Genomic DNA, 14281 nt, shown 5'->3' with positions numbered 1-14281 from the left:
CTTACCTTCCACCGGTCACGTCGAGCAGGGCCATGGTGGTGTAGCTGGCCTCGGGCGAGAGCAGCCACAGGACGGCACCGGCAATTTCTTCGGCGGTGCCGCTGCGCTTCATCGGCACGCCGGGGCCCATCTCGGCGGCGCGGCCAGGCTGGCCTCCGGAGGCGTGGATCTCGGTGTCGATCACGCCGGGGCGCACCGCGTTCACGCGGATGCCTTCGTCGGCCACTTCCTTGGCCAGGCCGATGGTGAAGGTGTCGATGGCGGCTTTGCTGGCCGCGTAGTCGACGTACTGCCCGGGCGAGCCGATGCGCGCGGCGCCGCTGGAGATGTTGACGATGGCGCCGCCCGCGCCGCCGTACTTCGTGCTCATGCGCTTCACCGCTTCGCGCGCGCAGACAAAACTGCCGATCACGTTGACGCGGAACATGCGCTCCAGCCGCGCCACGCTCATCTCGTCGACGCGCGCCTGCACGTCGACCACGCCGGCGTTGTTGACGAGTGCGGTGAGGCGGCCGAGCTTGGCGTCGATCTTCGCGAACATCGCGAGCACCTGGGCCTCGTCGCCCACGTCGGCCTGCACCGCCATGGCGGTGCCGCCGGCCGCGCGGATGGTGCGCACCACCTCGTCGGCGGCCAGCGAGTTGCTGGCGTAGTTCACGGCCACGGCGTAGCCGCGCTTCGCGGCGAGCAAGGCCGTGGCGGCGCCAATGCCGCGCCCACCGCCGGTGATCAAGAGCACCTGGTCCAAATCCCACCTCCTGCAGAGAAACTGTGTGTCAGTTAAAACCGTTCGCTTGGATTACATCATCGAGGGCCAGCGCATGAGCGTGAGCGCCGGGCCGGGCCGCCCCAAGCAAGCTCGCACCGCAGTGCGAAGCACGGAGGTTATTGAATGCACAAGACGATCGACTATTACTTTGCGCCACAGAGCCCGTGGACCTATCTGGGGCATACCCGCTTTGCCGCCATCGCGGCCGCTGCCGGCGCCACGGTGCGCGTGCGGCCCATCGACATGGGCAGCGTGTTCCCCGTGTCGGGCGGGCTGCCGCTGGGCAAGCGCGCGCCGCAGCGCCAGGCCTACCGGCTGCTCGAGCTGGCGCGCTTTTCCCAGCACCTGGGCCTGCCGCTGAACCCGAAGCCGAAGTTCTTCCCGGTGGCCGGCGACGATGCGGCGCGGCTGATCATCGCGGTCGACATGCACGACGGCACCGAGGCCGCGATGCGCATCAGCGCGGCGGTGTTCGCGGCCGTGTGGGTGCAGGAGCGGAACATCGGCGACCCGAACCTGCTCGAAGCCCTGGTCGCGGAATGCGGCCTGCCGGCCAAGCGCGCCGAGCAATCGCAGAGCCAGGCGGTGCAGGAGCGTTACGAGGCTTACACGCAGGAAGCGATCGACATCCAGGTGTTCGGCGCGCCGAGCTACGTGATCGACGGCGAGATCTTCTGGGGCCAGGACCGGCTCGATTTCGTCGAACGCGCATTGCGCGCGTAACGTAACGGCACGCGCAAGCCCACCCGTTTTTTTCATTCCATCGTTTTCAGGAGGACCCCATGGGCCAATTCATCGATCTCACCGCCAAGGATGGCTTCACTTTTCCCGCCTACGTGGCCGAGCCCGTGGGCACGCCGCGCGGTGCCGTGGTGGTGGTGCCGGAAATCTTCGGCGTGAACTCGCACATCCGCTCGGTGGCCGACGGTTATGCGGCCGACGGCTACCTGGCCGTGGCGCCGTCGACCTTCCACCGCGTGAAGCCCGACGTCGAACTGGGCTACAGCGACGACGACATGAAGACTGGCTTCGGCTACAAGACGGCCGTCGAGGCGTTGCCCGCGCCCGGCGTGCTGCAGGACCTCGAAGCCGCGATTGCCTACGCCTCGAAGGCGGGCAAGGTCGGCATCGTCGGCTACTGCTGGGGCGGCCTGCTGGTCTGGCGCGCCGCGGCCCTGCTGCCGGGCCTGGCTGCCGCCGCGCCGTACTACGGCGGCGGCATGACGACGCCCGAAGAAAGCGCGCGCCAGCCGAAGGTGCCGGTGCTCGCGCAGTTCGGCAACCGTGACCACTGGATTCCGCTGGACACCATCGAGGCCTTCAAGAAGGCGCACCCCGAGGTGGAAGTGCATGTCTACGAGGCCGACCACGGTTTCAACTGCGACCAGCGCGGCTCGTACAACGCCGAAGCGGCGAAGCCGGCGCGTGAACGCGTGCTGGCGTTCTTTGCCAAGCACGTCGGCTGATCCGACCGCCACGCTCCAAGAAAAAGCCCGGCAGTGCCGGGCTTTTTCATTGCTTCTATTTCTTGGCGCCGACGCGGGTCTGCAGGAAGTCGAGCAGCGCGCGCAGTGCCGCGCTGTTGTGGCGCCGTTGCAGGTAGGCGGCCGACAGCCACATGTCCTTGCGCGCATAGCCTTCGAGCACCGGCACCAACTCGCCGCTGTCGATGTGCGACTGCACGAGCAGCGAGGGCAGGTAGATCACGCCGAAGCCGCGCATCGCGACGCGGATCAGCGGCGCGCCTTCGGTGCAGTCCATGCGGCTCTTGACCTGCACGTCCAGCGGCTGGCCGTTGTCATCGAAGCGCCACACGGGCTGCGTGCCCAGCAACGAATGGGTCAGCGCGTCGTGGTTGGCCAGGTCTTGGGGGTGCGCGGGCTTGCCGTGCTTCTTCCAGTAGACCGGCGAGGCGCAGACCACCATGGGAATGAGCCGCAGCTTGCGCACGATGAGGTTGGCGTCTTCGACCGGGCCGCTGCGGATGTCGACGTCGATGCCTTCTTCGGCGAGGTCGACGGTGCGGTTGGTCAGCTGCAGGCTGATGCTCACGTCGGGGTAGTGGCGCATGAAGTCGGCCAACAGGTCGGGAAACTCGCCGTTGCCCATGCCGTGCGGCGCCGAGATGCGCAGCCGGCCGCCCGGCTGGCTGGCGCGCTCCTGCAGTTCGGCCTGGGTGAGCTCGATCATTTCGAGCATCGGCGTGCTGCGTTCGAGCAGCAGCTGGCCGGCGTCGGTGAGGCTCACGGAACGCGTGGAGCGGTTGAGCAGGCGCACGCCGAAACGGGTTTCGAGTTCGGCGACGTATTTGCTGACCGTGGCCTTCGACATGTCGAGCCGCTTGGCGGCCTGGGAGAAGCTGCCGTGCGAGGCAACTTCCCGGAAGGTTTTGATCAGATCGAGACTGTCCATGTCAGTGAAACCCGTTGTTTTTCGCGAGGGAGCGCGGTGCGCCGATTTTCAGGGGGTTTTGCCGAACAGGTCCGGCGCGCGCTCTTGGTGTACGCCGGAAGCAGTCAAGCGGTGAATACCCGGCTTTTTGCGTGCACAACTTTGTTGACTGATTGTTTCGCTACAGGAAACACCGTGTCTCTGAACCGAGTGTTTTCCCGAAGGAATTCCGGCTGACACTCGCCGCACAGGCGAGCCAACGTGCAAGCCTGGTGGACATCCCATCTAGCCGAACACAAGGAACAGACATGAAGACCTCGCACATTTTCGCAGCCGCCGCCCTGACCCTCCTGGCCGCCACCGGCGTCCAAGCCGAGACGTACCAAGGCGTGACCCAAGTGATCTCGTCCAAGAGCCGCGACGAAGTCAACGCCGAAGCCCAGCGCACCGCCGCAGCCCCGAACCAGAACGTCGTGCGCGGTTCGCGCGGCGCGGAAACCGTGGCCGTGTCGAAGGACCGTTCGATCGTCGAAGCCGAAGCCATCCGCACCGCCTACGCTCCGGACCAGAACGTGACCTCGGGCTCGCGCGTCAACAGCAAGGTCGTCTCGACCATGGTGAACCCGATGGACGCACGCGTTCAAGCCCAGCAAGGTTCGGGCGCCGTCGCCAAGTAATTGGCCATGAAGCCAGCCGCCTTCCGGGGCGGCCCGGGCTGACACAAAAAAGCCACGCAATCGCGTGGCTTTTTTCATGGGCGCCCGGAAGCGGGGAGGGCGCTCATCGCGTGCGCGCGAGGTAGCGCTTGCGCCAGAACACCACCACCAGCACCACCGCGATGACCAGCATGGCCGACATCGCGATCCAGAAGCCGTCGGCCTTGTGCACCAGCGGGATGAACTCGAAGTTCATGCCGAAGATGCCCGCGATCAGATTCAGCGGCAGGAAGATGGCGGTGAGCGCGGTCAGCACCCGCATGATGTCGTTGGCCCGGTGGCCCTGGACGCTGAAGTGCATCTGCACGGCGGTCTCGGCGTTCTGCTCGAGCCGGTGCACGTGGTGCACCACGCGCTGGATGTGTTCCAGCACGTCGCGGCTGCGCACCATGATCAGTTCGCGCTCGCGCTGCGCCCCTTCTCCCTGCGGCGTGGGCAGGGTTTCGAGCGAATCGATCCAGTCCTGCATGGCGGCGCGCTGGTCTTCGCAGATCTCGTCCAGGCGGTGCAGCGACTGGCGCGCCTCCATCAGGGCGCTCCAGTTGGTGAAGCGGCTGCGCGGGTCGATGAGCTCGGTCTGCCAGTGGTCGAGCTGCTTCGTGAGCTCGCGCCGCATGTCGAGGTAGCCGTCGACGATCAGGTTGACGATGCGCAGCATCAGGTCGGCCGGGCTGGTGGGCAGGCGGGCCGAGGTGGCGCGCACGTCGAGCGCGGGCGTGCCGCGGTCATCGGACGAGGCGGCCGCCAGCAGCCGGGCGGCGAAGGCGTCGCGCACGGTGCCGTCTTCGGGGTGGACCGAGAGCAGCACGCGGTCGAACACCGCGAAGCCGACCGGGCGGGTGTCGATGCGGCGCAGCACCGGTGGGCCGCCGCGCGACGGGCGTTGCGGCACCGAAGGCTCGCTGGTGTTGTTGGTTTCAGCGCCGTTGCCCGTGGCCAGGCGGCGGAACACCAGCACGTCGTACTTCGAGGTGTAGTCGTAGTGCGAGGGCAGCTGGTCGTTGAGCAGGTCGGCCACGTGCAGGTCGACGAGCTGGGTCTGGCACAGCGTCTGCAGGATCTGCTGCACCTCGGGCTGGGCGGCGCGGAATTCGTCGCGCGTCAGCGAAATCCAGAGGTAGCTGGCGGCGCTGCAGGCGCCCGGCACGGCCAGCGGCGCCAGCGAGGCGTGCTCGCTGACCTGCGAGCGGCTGATTTCGAAGATGCGCATGGACACTCGCCCCTGGTGATTCTTCTTCCATGCCGAAAATGCAGTGGAAGCGCGACGGACATGCCGCGGCAGCTATTATTTTTGTAGCAGTCGGGCGGCGTCAAGCGCGAAGTAGGTCAGCACGCCATCGGCGCCCGCGCGCTTGAAGGCCAGCAGGCTTTCGAGCACCACGGCGTCGTGGTCGAGCCAGCCGTTCTGGGCGGCCGCCTTCAGCATGGCGTACTCGCCACTCACCTGGTAAGCGAAAGTGGGCACGTGGAATTCGTCCTTCACGCGGCGCACGATGTCCAGGTAGGGCATGCCGGGCTTCACCATGACCATGTCGGCGCCTTCGGCGATGTCGATGGCGACCTCGCGCAGGGCCTCGTCGCTGTTGCCCGGGTCCATCTGGTAGACCTTCTTGTTGCTCTTGCCGAGCGTGGCGGAGGAGCCGACGGCGTCGCGGAAGGGGCCGTAGAAGGCGCTGGCGTACTTGGCGCTGTAGGCCATGATGCGCGTGTGCACGTCGCCGCGGGCTTCGAGCGCGGTGCGGATCGCGCCGATGCGGCCGTCCATCATGTCGCTGGGGGCCACAATATCGACGCCGGCTTGCGATTGTGTGAGTGCCTGCTTCACCAGCACTTCAACGGTGGCGTCGTTGAGGATGTAGCCGGTGTCGTCGAGCAGGCCGTCCTGGCCGTGGCTGGTGTAGGGGTCGAGCGCCACGTCGGTCATGATGCCCAGCTCGGGGAAGCGCGCCTTGAGCGCAGCCACCACGCGGGGAATCAGCCCGTCGGGGTTGAAGGCCTCGTCGCCGGCGGGCGTCTTGAGGCTGGCGTCGATCACCGGGAATAGCGCCATCACCGGAATGCCGGCCTGCACGCACTGCTCGGCCACGGGCAGCAGCAGATCGAGGCTCAGGCGCTCCACGCCGGGCATCGAGGCCACGGCGTCGCGGCGCTTCTCGCCTTCCTGCACGAACACCGGGTAGATCAGGTCGTTCGTCGTCAGCGCATGCTCGCGCACCAGGTTGCGGGTGAAGGCGTCGCGGCGCAGTCGGCGCGGCCGGCTGGCGGGGAACATGGCGAGCGGGGAAAATGATGACGTCATATATCTAAAATTGTGCCTGAAGCCTCAGACGGCGCCTCAGGAGGGTTAGAAGCAAGTTGTCTGACAACTACGGAAATTAATAGAACTTAAGTTCTAGATTTTTGTTGTAAAAGTCAAAGAAACTGCCTCAATCGCTTGAAACCTTGTTTCGTCTTTGTTAAATTCTGAAGCGGGCGGCTTGCCGCTCCCCGCTTTTCCTCCCTGAGCGGGTGCCTTGATGTGTGACAGCAAAAGGGCTTCCCAGCCCGACGTGAAGACGTCGGGCTTTTTTTTGCCCGAAACCTTGGCAAAGGGCCCCAAAAGGGGTCAGTGTGCAGCCACCACTAAACTGCCCCCATGCTCTGGGTCAAATCTCTTCACATTGTTTTCATTGCCAGCTGGTTTGCCGGACTGTTCTATCTGCCGCGGATCTTCGTCAACCTGGCGATGGTGCCGCCCGAGTCGGTCGCGGAGCGCGAACGCCTGCTGCTGATGGCGCGCAAGCTGCTGCGATTCACGACCTTCCTGGCGGTGCCGGCGCTGGTGTTCGGTGTCTGGCTCTGGCTGGGCTACGGCATCGGTCGCGGCCCGGGCAACGGCTGGATGCACGCCAAATTGGCGCTGGTGCTGGTGGCCATCGGCTATCACCACGGCTGCGGCGTGCTGCTGCGCCGCTTCGCGGCCGGCGGCAACCGCCGCAGCGACCGCTGGTACCGCTGGTTCAACGAACTGCCCGTGCTGCTGCTGCTGGGCATCGTGATCCTGGTGGTGGTGAAGCCCTTCTGATGCCGTGTCGACGGTAGACATGCCGCACAAGTCTGCCGCGCTCCCCCTGGCGCTGGCCTATGCGGCGCTGATCGTCTATGCCAGCCTGTATCCCTTCGCCGACTGGCGTGACCAGGGGATCGCGCCCTGGGCCTACCTCTCGGCGCCCTGGCCCAAGTATTGGACGGGCTTCGACTTCGGGGTGAACGTGGCGGGCTACGTGCCCTTCGGTTTCCTGTGCGCGCTGAGCGTGCTGCGCACGGGCAGCAGTCACAGTGTGTGGCGTGCGTTGTTGCGCGCCACGGTGGCGGGCGCGGCGATCGCCTTTGCCATGGAGACGCTGCAAAGCTACCTGCCGGCGCGCATTCCTTCCAATGTCGACCTGGGGCTGAACACCGCCGGGACGGTGCTCGGCGCCGTGCTGGCAGCGGCGCTGGAGCGGCTGGGCGCGGTCGCTCACTGGGGCCGCGCGCGCTCGCAGTGGTTCGTCGAGGACGCGCGCGGCGGGCTTGTGCTGCTCGCGCTCTGGCCCTTTGCCCTGCTGTTCCCTGCGGCCGTCACCTTCGGTCTCGGACAGGTCTTCGAGCGGCTGGAGACGACGATTTCCGAGTGGCTGCTCGACACGCCCTTCATCGACTGGCTGCCCGTGCGCCAGTTCGAGCTGGAGCCGCTGGTGCCGGCCGTGGAGCTGCTGTGCGTGATGCTCGGGGCGCTCGTGCCGTGCCTGCTGGGCTACCTGGTGGCGCGCAACGTGGTGCAGCGCGCGGTGCTGCTGCCGCTGATCCTGCTCGCAGGCGTTGCGGCCTCAGCCTTGTCGGCGGCCATGAGCTACGGCCCCGAGCACGCCTGGGCGTGGCTCGATCTGCCGGTGCAGGTCGGGCTGGCCGCGGCGGTGTTCGCGGGCGTGCTGCTGCTGTTTGCGCCGCGTCGCTTGTGCGGGGCGCTGCTGCTCATGGGGCTCGTGCTCCAGCTGAGCCTGCTGAACCAGGCGCCCGAGAGCGCGTACTTCGCGCAGACCCTCGCCACCTGGGAGCAGGGCCGCTTCATCCGCTTCCATGGCCTGGCCCAGTGGCTGGGCTGGGGCTGGCCGTTCGCGGTGCTGGTCTACGTGCTGGCTGCGCTCTCGCGGCGCCGCCGGCCAGCGCCGCCCTGAGCACGCTCATAAAATCGATCGATGCCCAGCACCACTCCCGCCGCACCGTCCGGCTACTACGGCCGCCACATCTTCTTCTGCCTGAACGAACGCAAGAACGGCGAAGACTCCTGCGCCCTGCACAACGCGCAGGAAGGCTTCGACCGCTGCAAGGCCAAGGTGAAGGAGCAGGGGCTCGCCGGGCCCGGCAAGGTGCGCGTCAACAAGGCCGGCTGCCTCGACCGCTGCGCGGGCGGGCCCGTGGCCGTGGTCTATCCGGAGGCCGTCTGGTACACCTTCGTGGACGCGGAAGACATCGACGAGATCGTCGAGTCCCATCTGAAGAACGGCCAGGTCGTCGAGCGGCTGGTGTTGCCGCCCGACGTCGGCCGCTGAACTTTCCTGCGGACCCCGTGCTCGTACCGTGCACGTTGCCGGCATCGCCGGCCCAGCCAACCCCAGCGCCATGAACTCCCAGACCGAAAAAATCAGCCTCCAGGGCGCCGCGGGCGTGATCGAGGTGCAGCGCGATTTGCCCTCCGGCGAAGCGCGCGGCATCGCGGTGATCGCCCATCCGCACCCGCTGTTCGGCGGCACGATGGACAACAAGGTCGTGCAGACCCTGGCTCGCGCCTTCGTGTCCTGCGGATGGACGGCCGTGCGCTTCAACTTCCGCGGCGTCGGCGCCAGCGAAGGTGCTCACGATGAAGGGCGCGGCGAGCTCGAGGACATGCTGCATGTCGTCGGCCAGCTCGCGCCCGAGGGCCAGCTGGCCATCGCCGGCTTTTCCTTCGGCGCCTTCGTGGCCAGCTGCGCGGCCGAGAAGCTCTGGGCCGCACGCGACGTGCGGCAACTGGTGCTGGTGGGCACGGCCGCCTCGCGCTTCTCGGTGGCCACGCTGCCGGCCGACGCGCACGAGCGCGCGCTGGTGGTCCATGGCGAAGCCGACGACACCGTGCCTCTCGCCGCCGTGATGGACTGGGCGCGCCCCCAGTCACTCCCTGTCACGGTAATTCCCGGGGGCGGCCATTTCTTTCACGGACAATTGCCGCTGCTCAAAAGCCTGGTCGCCCGCCATCTGCGCGCGGGCACCGAATGAAAGCCTTGCAGGCTTGTCCTCGTCTCTTCTTATCTTCCCCATGAATCGTTTTTTCACTGCGCTTCGCGCACTGGTGCTGACCGCCGCTGCCTCGGTTGGCGTGATCGCCGCCGCCCAGATGCCGGCCCCACCTGAAATCGCCGCGCGCAGCTACCTGCTGCTCGACGTGACCGCGAACCAGATCCTGGCGCAGAAGGACATCGACAGCCCCATCGAGCCGGCTTCGCTCACCAAGTTGATGACCGCGTACGTCGCGTTCGATGCGCTGCGCGCCAAGAAGATCACGCTGACCCAGACCCTGCCGGTGAGCCCGCGTGCCTGGAAGATGCCCGGCTCGCGCATGTTCATCGACCCCAAGATGCAGGTGCCGGTGGAAGACCTCATCAAGGGCGTGATCGTGCAGTCGGGCAACGACGCCACGGTGGCGCTGGCCGAAGGCGTGGGCGGCACGGTGGAGCACTTCGTCGAGATGATGAACGCCCAGGCCAAGGTGCTGGGCATGAAGAGCACCACCTACAAGAACCCCGAAGGCCTCACGGCGCCCGGCCACACCACCACGGCGCGCGACCTGAGCATCCTGGCCACGCGCCTGGTGCGCGACTTCCCTGAAGAAGCCAAGTACTACGCCATCAAGAAGTACCGCTACCCGGGCACGCCGTCGACCAACGACACCAACCGCAACCTGCTGCTGTTCCGCGACCCGACCGTCGACGGCTTGAAGACCGGCCACACCGACGCTGCGGGCTACTGCATGATTGCCACCGCCAAGCGCGACTTCCCCAACCTGACCGGCGGCCGCCGCCTGCTCTCGATCGTGCTGGGCGCCAGCAGCGAGGCCGTGCGCGCCAACGAGTCGCAGAAGCTGCTGAACTGGGGTTACACGGCCTACGACGCCGTGCGCCTGTTCGAAGCCGGCCAGCCCGCCGCCACGCCCGCCGTCTGGAAGGGCAAGGCCAACGTGCTGAAGCTGGGCCGCCCCGAAGCCATCGTGGTCGCGGTGCCGGCCGGTTCCGCCAGCAAGATCAAGACGCAGGTGTCGCGCCCCGACCCGCTGGTCGCGCCGTTCACCAAGTACCAGGCCGTCGGCTCGCTCAAGGTCACGCTGGACGACCAGCCCCTGGCCGACGTGCCGCTGGTGGCCCTGGAGCCGGTCGAGCAGGCCGGCGTCTTCGGCCGCGCCTGGGACGCTGTGCGTCTCTGGATCAAGTAAGAGGCGGGAAAAAGAGGCCTTGAAACAGGTGGTGGCGGGCGCTCCAGGCGCCTGACATTGCCATTTCAGACCTGCCTGCTATACTCGTGGGCTTTTCGGAATTTTCCGAAGGGTTTCACGTTTTCGTTATTCCCGGCTTCCCTGAGTCACGACCAGGGGCGGTTTCGCAACCAGGGCCGGGTTGTTTTGGGACTAATTCATTCATGCCAACCATCAATCAACTGGTGCGTCAGGGTCGAACGGTCGAAAAGATCAATTCGAAGAGCCCTGCCATGCAGAACTCGCCGCAACGTCGCGGTGTCTGCACCCGCGTCTACACCACGACGCCCAAGAAGCCCAACTCGGCGCTTCGTAAAGTTGCCAAGGTCCGTCTGACCAATGGCTTCGAAGTCATCTCCTACATCGGCGGCGAAGGCCACAACCTGCAGGAACACAGCGTCGTGCTGGTTCGCGGCGGTCGTGTCAAGGACTTGCCCGGTGTGCGTTACCACATCGTGCGCGGTTCGCTCGACTTGCAAGGCGTGAAAGACCGCAAGCAGTCGCGTTCCAAGTACGGCGCGAAGCGTCCCAAGAAGGCTTAAGCCTTCCTGTCGTCAAAAAACAAGCGGTGTTCGATGGCCTTGGCTGGCTTGTCGAACGAAGTGACCCAATGTCGGGTCGAGTAAGTGAGAGTCCTGACTGACTCTCGCGGTATCGGAAACGATGCCAACTGAAGCAAAGAGGTTAGAAAAATGCCACGTCGTCGCGAAGTCCCCAAACGTGAAATCCTGCCGGATCCCAAGTACGGCAATGTCGAGCTGTCGAAGTTCATGAACGTGATCATGGAAGGCGGCAAGAAGGCTGTTGCCGAGCGCATCATTTACGGTGCACTCGAATTCATCGAAAAGAAGAACCCGGACAAGGACCCGCTCGAAGCTTTCACCGTTGCCATCAACAACGTGAAGCCGATGGTCGAAGTGAAGTCGCGCCGCGTCGGTGGTGCGAACTACCAGGTGCCGGTCGAAGTCCGTCCTGTCCGTCGCCTCGCCCTGTCGATGCGCTGGATCAAGGAAGCTGCCCGCAAGCGCGGTGAGAAGTCGATGGCCCTGCGTCTGGCCAACGAACTGATGGAAGCCACGGAAGGCCGTGGCGGTGCCATGAAGAAGCGTGACGAAGTGCACCGCATGGCAGAAGCCAACCGCGCCTTCAGCCACTTCCGCTTCTAAAAATCACACGTCTCTTGAGCGTTGGGGGTTGAGTGCCGGGCGAATCGCCCGTGCTCGACGCCCAGCGCTCAACGCATTTAAACCCGAAAGTACACCATGTCCCGCAAGACCCCCATCGAGCGCTACCGCAACATCGGTATCTCCGCGCACATCGACGCCGGCAAGACCACCACCACCGAACGTATCCTGTTCTACACGGGCGTGACCCACAAGCTCGGCGAAGTGCACGATGGCGCGGCAACGACCGACTGGATGGAGCAGGAACAAGAGCGTGGCATCACGATCACCTCGGCTGCCGTGACCTGCTTCTGGAAGGGCATGGACCACTCGCTGCCCGAGCACCGCATCAACATCATCGACACCCCCGGCCACGTGGACTTCACCATTGAAGTCGAGCGCTCGATGCGCGTGCTGGACGGCGCCGTCATGGTGTACGACTCGGTCGGCGGCGTGCAGCCCCAATCGGAAACCGTTTGGCGCCAAGCCAACAAGTACAAGGTGCCGCGTCTGGCGTTCGTCAACAAGATGGACCGCGTCGGCGCCAACTTCTTCCGCGTTCGCCAGATGATGGTCGACCGCCTGAAGGCCAACCCCGTGCCGATCGTGATTCCGATCGGTGCCGAAGACAAGTTCCAGGGCGTGGTCGACCTGCGTCTGATGAAGGCAATCTTCTGGGACGAAGCCTCGCAAGGCATGAAGTTCGAAACGCGCGAGATCCCCGCCGACCTGCTCGAGCTGGCCAAGGAATGGCGCGAGAAGATGGTTGAAAGCGCGGCCGAAGCGTCGGAAGAGCTGATGAACAAGTACCTTGAAGAAGGTGACCTGACGCTCGAGGAAATCACCCACGGTCTGCGCACGCGCACGATCGCCGGCGAAATCCAGCCGATGCTGTGCGGCAGCGCGTTCAAGAACAAGGGCGTGCAACGCATGCTCGACGCCGTGATCGAACTGATGCCTTCGCCGCTGGACATTCCGCCGGTGCATGGCTTGGACGACGACGAGAAGGACGTCACCCGCAAGGCCGACGACGGCGAGAAGTTCTCGGCGCTGGCATTCAAGCTCATGACCGACCCGTACGTCGGCCAGCTGACTTTCGTGCGCGTGTACTCGGGCGTTCTGAGCAAGGGCGACACCGTCTACAACCCGATCAAGGGCAGGAAAGAGCGCATCGGCCGTATCGTGCAGATGCACGCCAACGAACGTCTCGAAATCGAAGAAATCCGTGCCGGCGACATCGCCGCTTGCGTGGGCCTGAAGGACGTCACCACGGGCGAAACCCTGTGCGACCCGAACGCCATGATCACGCTGGAGCGCATGGAATTCCCCGAGCCCGTGATCTCGCAGGCCGTCGAGCCCAAGACCAAGGCTGACCAGGAAAAGATGGGCATCGCCCTTCAGCGCCTGGCGTCGGAAGATCCGTCGTTCCGCGTGCGCAGCGACGAAGAATCCGGCCAGACCATCATTTCGGGCATGGGCGAACTGCACCTCGAAATCATCGTGGACCGCATGAAGCGCGAATTCGGCGTGGAAGCCAACGTGGGCAAGCCGCAAGTGGCTTACCGCGAAACGATCCGCAAGACCGTCGAAGACGCCGAAGGCAAGTTCGTTCGCCAGTCGGGTGGTAAGGGCCAGTACGGTCACGTCATCCTGAAGATCGAGCCGCAGGAAGCCGGCAAGGGCTTCGAGTTCGTCGACGCCATCAAGGGCGGTGTGGTTCCTCGCGAATACATCCCCGCAGTGGAAAAGGGCGTTGTGGAAGCACTGACCCAAGGCGTGCTGGCGGGCTACCCCGTCGTCGACGTCAAGGTCACGCTGCACTTCGGTTCGTACCACGACGTGGACTCGAACGAAATGGCGTTCAAGATGGCCGCCATCTTCGGCTTCAAGGAAGGTGCTCGCAAGGCCAGCCCGGTGATCCTCGAGCCGATGATGGCCGTGGAAGTCGAAACGCCTGAAGACTACGCCGGCAACGTGATGGGCGACCTGTCCTCGCGTCGCGGCATGGTGCAAGGCATGGACGACATGATCGGTGGCGGCAAGCTCATCAAGGCTGAAGTCCCGCTGTCGGAAATGTTCGGCTACTCGACCACGCTGCGCTCGGCCACGCAAGGCCGCGCCACGTACACGATGGAGTTCAAGCACTACGCTGAAGCTCCGCGTAACGTTGCCGAAGCCATCGTGGCTGCGCGTTCCAAATAATGTCATTGCGGGACAGGCCAAGATTTGCGAAGCAAATTTGCTCTGTCCCCAACTGATTAAAAAGAATGTGGGACCGCGCAGTGCGCGGCCCTTCTTGTCTGCGATCCGGTGCCGCCCTGTTCCCGTGCGGGGCGAACCAGCAATCGGATGCAGACATAAAACCAACACACGGGACATGCTCTTTCAAGGATTGAAAAATGGCAAAAGGTAAATTCACCCGCACCAAGCCGCACGTGAACGTGGGCACGATCGGTCACGTTGACCACGGCAAGACGACGCTGACGGCTGCGATCGCAACCGTTCTGTCGGCCAAGTTCGGCGGCGAAGCCAAGGCTTACGACCAGATCGACGCAGCGCCCGAAGAAAAGGCCCGCGGCATCACGATCAACACCGCGCACGTCGAGTACGAAACGGCCAACCGCCACTACGCACACGTCGACTGCCCCGGTCACGCCGACTATGTGAAGAACATGATCACGGGCGCCGCTCAAATGGACGGCGCCATCCTGGTGTGCTC

At 65.1% G+C, this 14281-nt stretch carries 16 protein-coding genes; 12 read left to right on the top strand and 4 right to left on the bottom strand.

Features of this window, described 5'->3' with window-relative positions:
* Position 1 precedes the first annotated feature (1 nt).
* A complete protein-coding gene (locus tag CY658_RS16935; RefSeq protein ID WP_101491337.1) occupies positions 2-748 on the bottom strand; it encodes an SDR family oxidoreductase in 747 nt (248 codons plus the stop codon).
* Positions 749-892: 144 nt separating this feature from the next.
* Here CY658_RS16935 and CY658_RS16930 point away from each other — a divergent pair, with 144 nt between their 5' ends.
* Together CY658_RS16930 and CY658_RS16925 are read left to right on the top strand one after the other, a co-directional pair.
* Positions 893-1492 carry a 2-hydroxychromene-2-carboxylate isomerase gene (locus CY658_RS16930; RefSeq protein WP_099793545.1) on the top strand — a complete coding sequence of 200 codons (600 nt, stop codon included), beginning with the start codon at positions 893-895 and terminating at the stop codon, positions 1490-1492.
* A gap of 59 nt (positions 1493-1551) precedes the next feature.
* Complete coding sequence (locus CY658_RS16925; protein WP_101491336.1) at positions 1552-2235, top strand: dienelactone hydrolase family protein; 684 nt, start codon at positions 1552-1554, stop codon at positions 2233-2235.
* Positions 2236-2290: 55 nt separating this feature from the next.
* On the opposite strand, the gene CY658_RS16920 is transcribed toward CY658_RS16925, so the two are convergent.
* Entirely contained in the window at positions 2291-3181 is an 891-nt protein-coding gene (locus CY658_RS16920) for a LysR family transcriptional regulator (protein WP_101491335.1), read from the bottom strand.
* A gap of 287 nt (positions 3182-3468) precedes the next feature.
* Here CY658_RS16920 and CY658_RS16915 point away from each other — a divergent pair, with 287 nt between their 5' ends.
* A complete protein-coding gene (locus CY658_RS16915) occupies positions 3469-3837 on the top strand; it encodes a DUF4148 domain-containing protein (RefSeq protein ID WP_101491334.1) in 369 nt (122 codons plus the stop codon).
* Between the two features lie 103 nt (positions 3838-3940).
* On the opposite strand, the gene CY658_RS16910 is transcribed toward CY658_RS16915, so the two are convergent.
* Both CY658_RS16910 and hemB read right to left on the bottom strand, forming a co-directional pair.
* Positions 3941-5086 (bottom strand): magnesium transporter CorA family protein, encoded by a 1146-nt coding sequence (locus CY658_RS16910; protein WP_101491333.1) that lies wholly within the window; start codon positions 5084-5086, stop codon positions 3941-3943.
* A gap of 75 nt (positions 5087-5161) precedes the next feature.
* Complete coding sequence (gene hemB / locus CY658_RS16905; protein ID WP_101491332.1) at positions 5162-6148, bottom strand: porphobilinogen synthase; 987 nt, start codon at positions 6146-6148, stop codon at positions 5162-5164.
* 363 nt (positions 6149-6511) lie between these two features.
* Here hemB and CY658_RS16900 point away from each other — a divergent pair, with 363 nt between their 5' ends.
* From CY658_RS16900 to CY658_RS16860, 9 genes are all read left to right on the top strand, one after another.
* Positions 6512-6940: a CopD family protein gene (locus CY658_RS16900; RefSeq protein ID WP_101491331.1), complete on the top strand. Its 429-nt coding sequence runs from the start codon at positions 6512-6514 to the stop codon at positions 6938-6940.
* A gap of 19 nt (positions 6941-6959) precedes the next feature.
* Positions 6960-8072, top strand: a complete 1113-nt coding sequence (locus CY658_RS16895; RefSeq protein WP_101491330.1) for a VanZ family protein — start codon at positions 6960-6962, stop codon at positions 8070-8072.
* A 21-nt stretch (positions 8073-8093) separates the two neighbouring features.
* Positions 8094-8447, top strand: coding sequence for a (2Fe-2S) ferredoxin domain-containing protein (locus CY658_RS16890; protein ID WP_095950244.1), 354 nt, complete (start codon positions 8094-8096; stop codon positions 8445-8447).
* Positions 8448-8517: 70 nt separating this feature from the next.
* The gene (locus CY658_RS16885) at positions 8518-9150 is read left to right on the top strand and encodes an alpha/beta hydrolase (RefSeq protein ID WP_101491891.1); all 633 of its coding nucleotides are present in this window, start codon (positions 8518-8520) and stop codon (positions 9148-9150) included.
* 40 nt (positions 9151-9190) lie between these two features.
* Entirely contained in the window at positions 9191-10360 is a 1170-nt protein-coding gene (locus CY658_RS16880; protein WP_101491329.1) for a D-alanyl-D-alanine carboxypeptidase family protein, read from the top strand.
* Positions 10361-10563: 203 nt separating this feature from the next.
* A complete protein-coding gene (gene rpsL, locus CY658_RS16875; RefSeq protein ID WP_013543948.1) occupies positions 10564-10941 on the top strand; it encodes a 30S ribosomal protein S12 in 378 nt (125 codons plus the stop codon).
* A 150-nt stretch (positions 10942-11091) separates the two neighbouring features.
* A complete protein-coding gene (gene rpsG / locus CY658_RS16870; protein WP_101491328.1) occupies positions 11092-11565 on the top strand; it encodes a 30S ribosomal protein S7 in 474 nt (157 codons plus the stop codon).
* A 96-nt stretch (positions 11566-11661) separates the two neighbouring features.
* Positions 11662-13764 carry an elongation factor G gene (gene fusA, locus CY658_RS16865; protein ID WP_101491327.1) on the top strand — a complete coding sequence of 701 codons (2103 nt, stop codon included), beginning with the start codon at positions 11662-11664 and terminating at the stop codon, positions 13762-13764.
* 197 nt (positions 13765-13961) lie between these two features.
* Positions 13962-14281, top strand: a 320-nt coding sequence (locus tag CY658_RS16860) for a GTP-binding protein (RefSeq protein ID WP_257884905.1), incomplete at its 3' end; no start/stop codon positions are given.

The sequence above is a fragment of the Variovorax sp. RO1 genome (genome assembly GCF_002849325.1).
Taxonomy (GTDB): domain Bacteria; phylum Pseudomonadota; class Gammaproteobacteria; order Burkholderiales; family Burkholderiaceae_C; genus Variovorax.
This window is presented reverse-complemented; position numbering and strand designations above follow the sequence as displayed.

Coding starts and splice junctions, on each gene's coding strand:
- CY658_RS16930 (WP_099793545.1), top strand. CDS start 893: ATGCACAAGACGATCGACTATTACTTTGCGCCACAGAGCCCGTGGACC.
- CY658_RS16925 (WP_101491336.1), top strand. CDS start 1,552: ATGGGCCAATTCATCGATCTCACCGCCAAGGATGGCTTCACTTTTCCC.
- CY658_RS16920 (WP_101491335.1), bottom strand. CDS start 3,181: ATGGACAGTCTCGATCTGATCAAAACCTTCCGGGAAGTTGCCTCGCAC.
- CY658_RS16915 (WP_101491334.1), top strand. CDS start 3,469: ATGAAGACCTCGCACATTTTCGCAGCCGCCGCCCTGACCCTCCTGGCC.
- CY658_RS16910 (WP_101491333.1), bottom strand. CDS start 5,086: ATGCGCATCTTCGAAATCAGCCGCTCGCAGGTCAGCGAGCACGCCTCG.
- hemB (WP_101491332.1), bottom strand. CDS start 6,148: ATGTTCCCCGCCAGCCGGCCGCGCCGACTGCGCCGCGACGCCTTCACC.
- CY658_RS16900 (WP_101491331.1), top strand. CDS start 6,512: ATGCTCTGGGTCAAATCTCTTCACATTGTTTTCATTGCCAGCTGGTTT.
- CY658_RS16895 (WP_101491330.1), top strand. CDS start 6,960: ATGCCGCACAAGTCTGCCGCGCTCCCCCTGGCGCTGGCCTATGCGGCG.
- CY658_RS16890 (WP_095950244.1), top strand. CDS start 8,094: ATGCCCAGCACCACTCCCGCCGCACCGTCCGGCTACTACGGCCGCCAC.
- CY658_RS16885 (WP_101491891.1), top strand. CDS start 8,518: ATGAACTCCCAGACCGAAAAAATCAGCCTCCAGGGCGCCGCGGGCGTG.
- CY658_RS16880 (WP_101491329.1), top strand. CDS start 9,191: ATGAATCGTTTTTTCACTGCGCTTCGCGCACTGGTGCTGACCGCCGCT.
- rpsL (WP_013543948.1), top strand. CDS start 10,564: ATGCCAACCATCAATCAACTGGTGCGTCAGGGTCGAACGGTCGAAAAG.
- rpsG (WP_101491328.1), top strand. CDS start 11,092: ATGCCACGTCGTCGCGAAGTCCCCAAACGTGAAATCCTGCCGGATCCC.
- fusA (WP_101491327.1), top strand. CDS start 11,662: ATGTCCCGCAAGACCCCCATCGAGCGCTACCGCAACATCGGTATCTCC.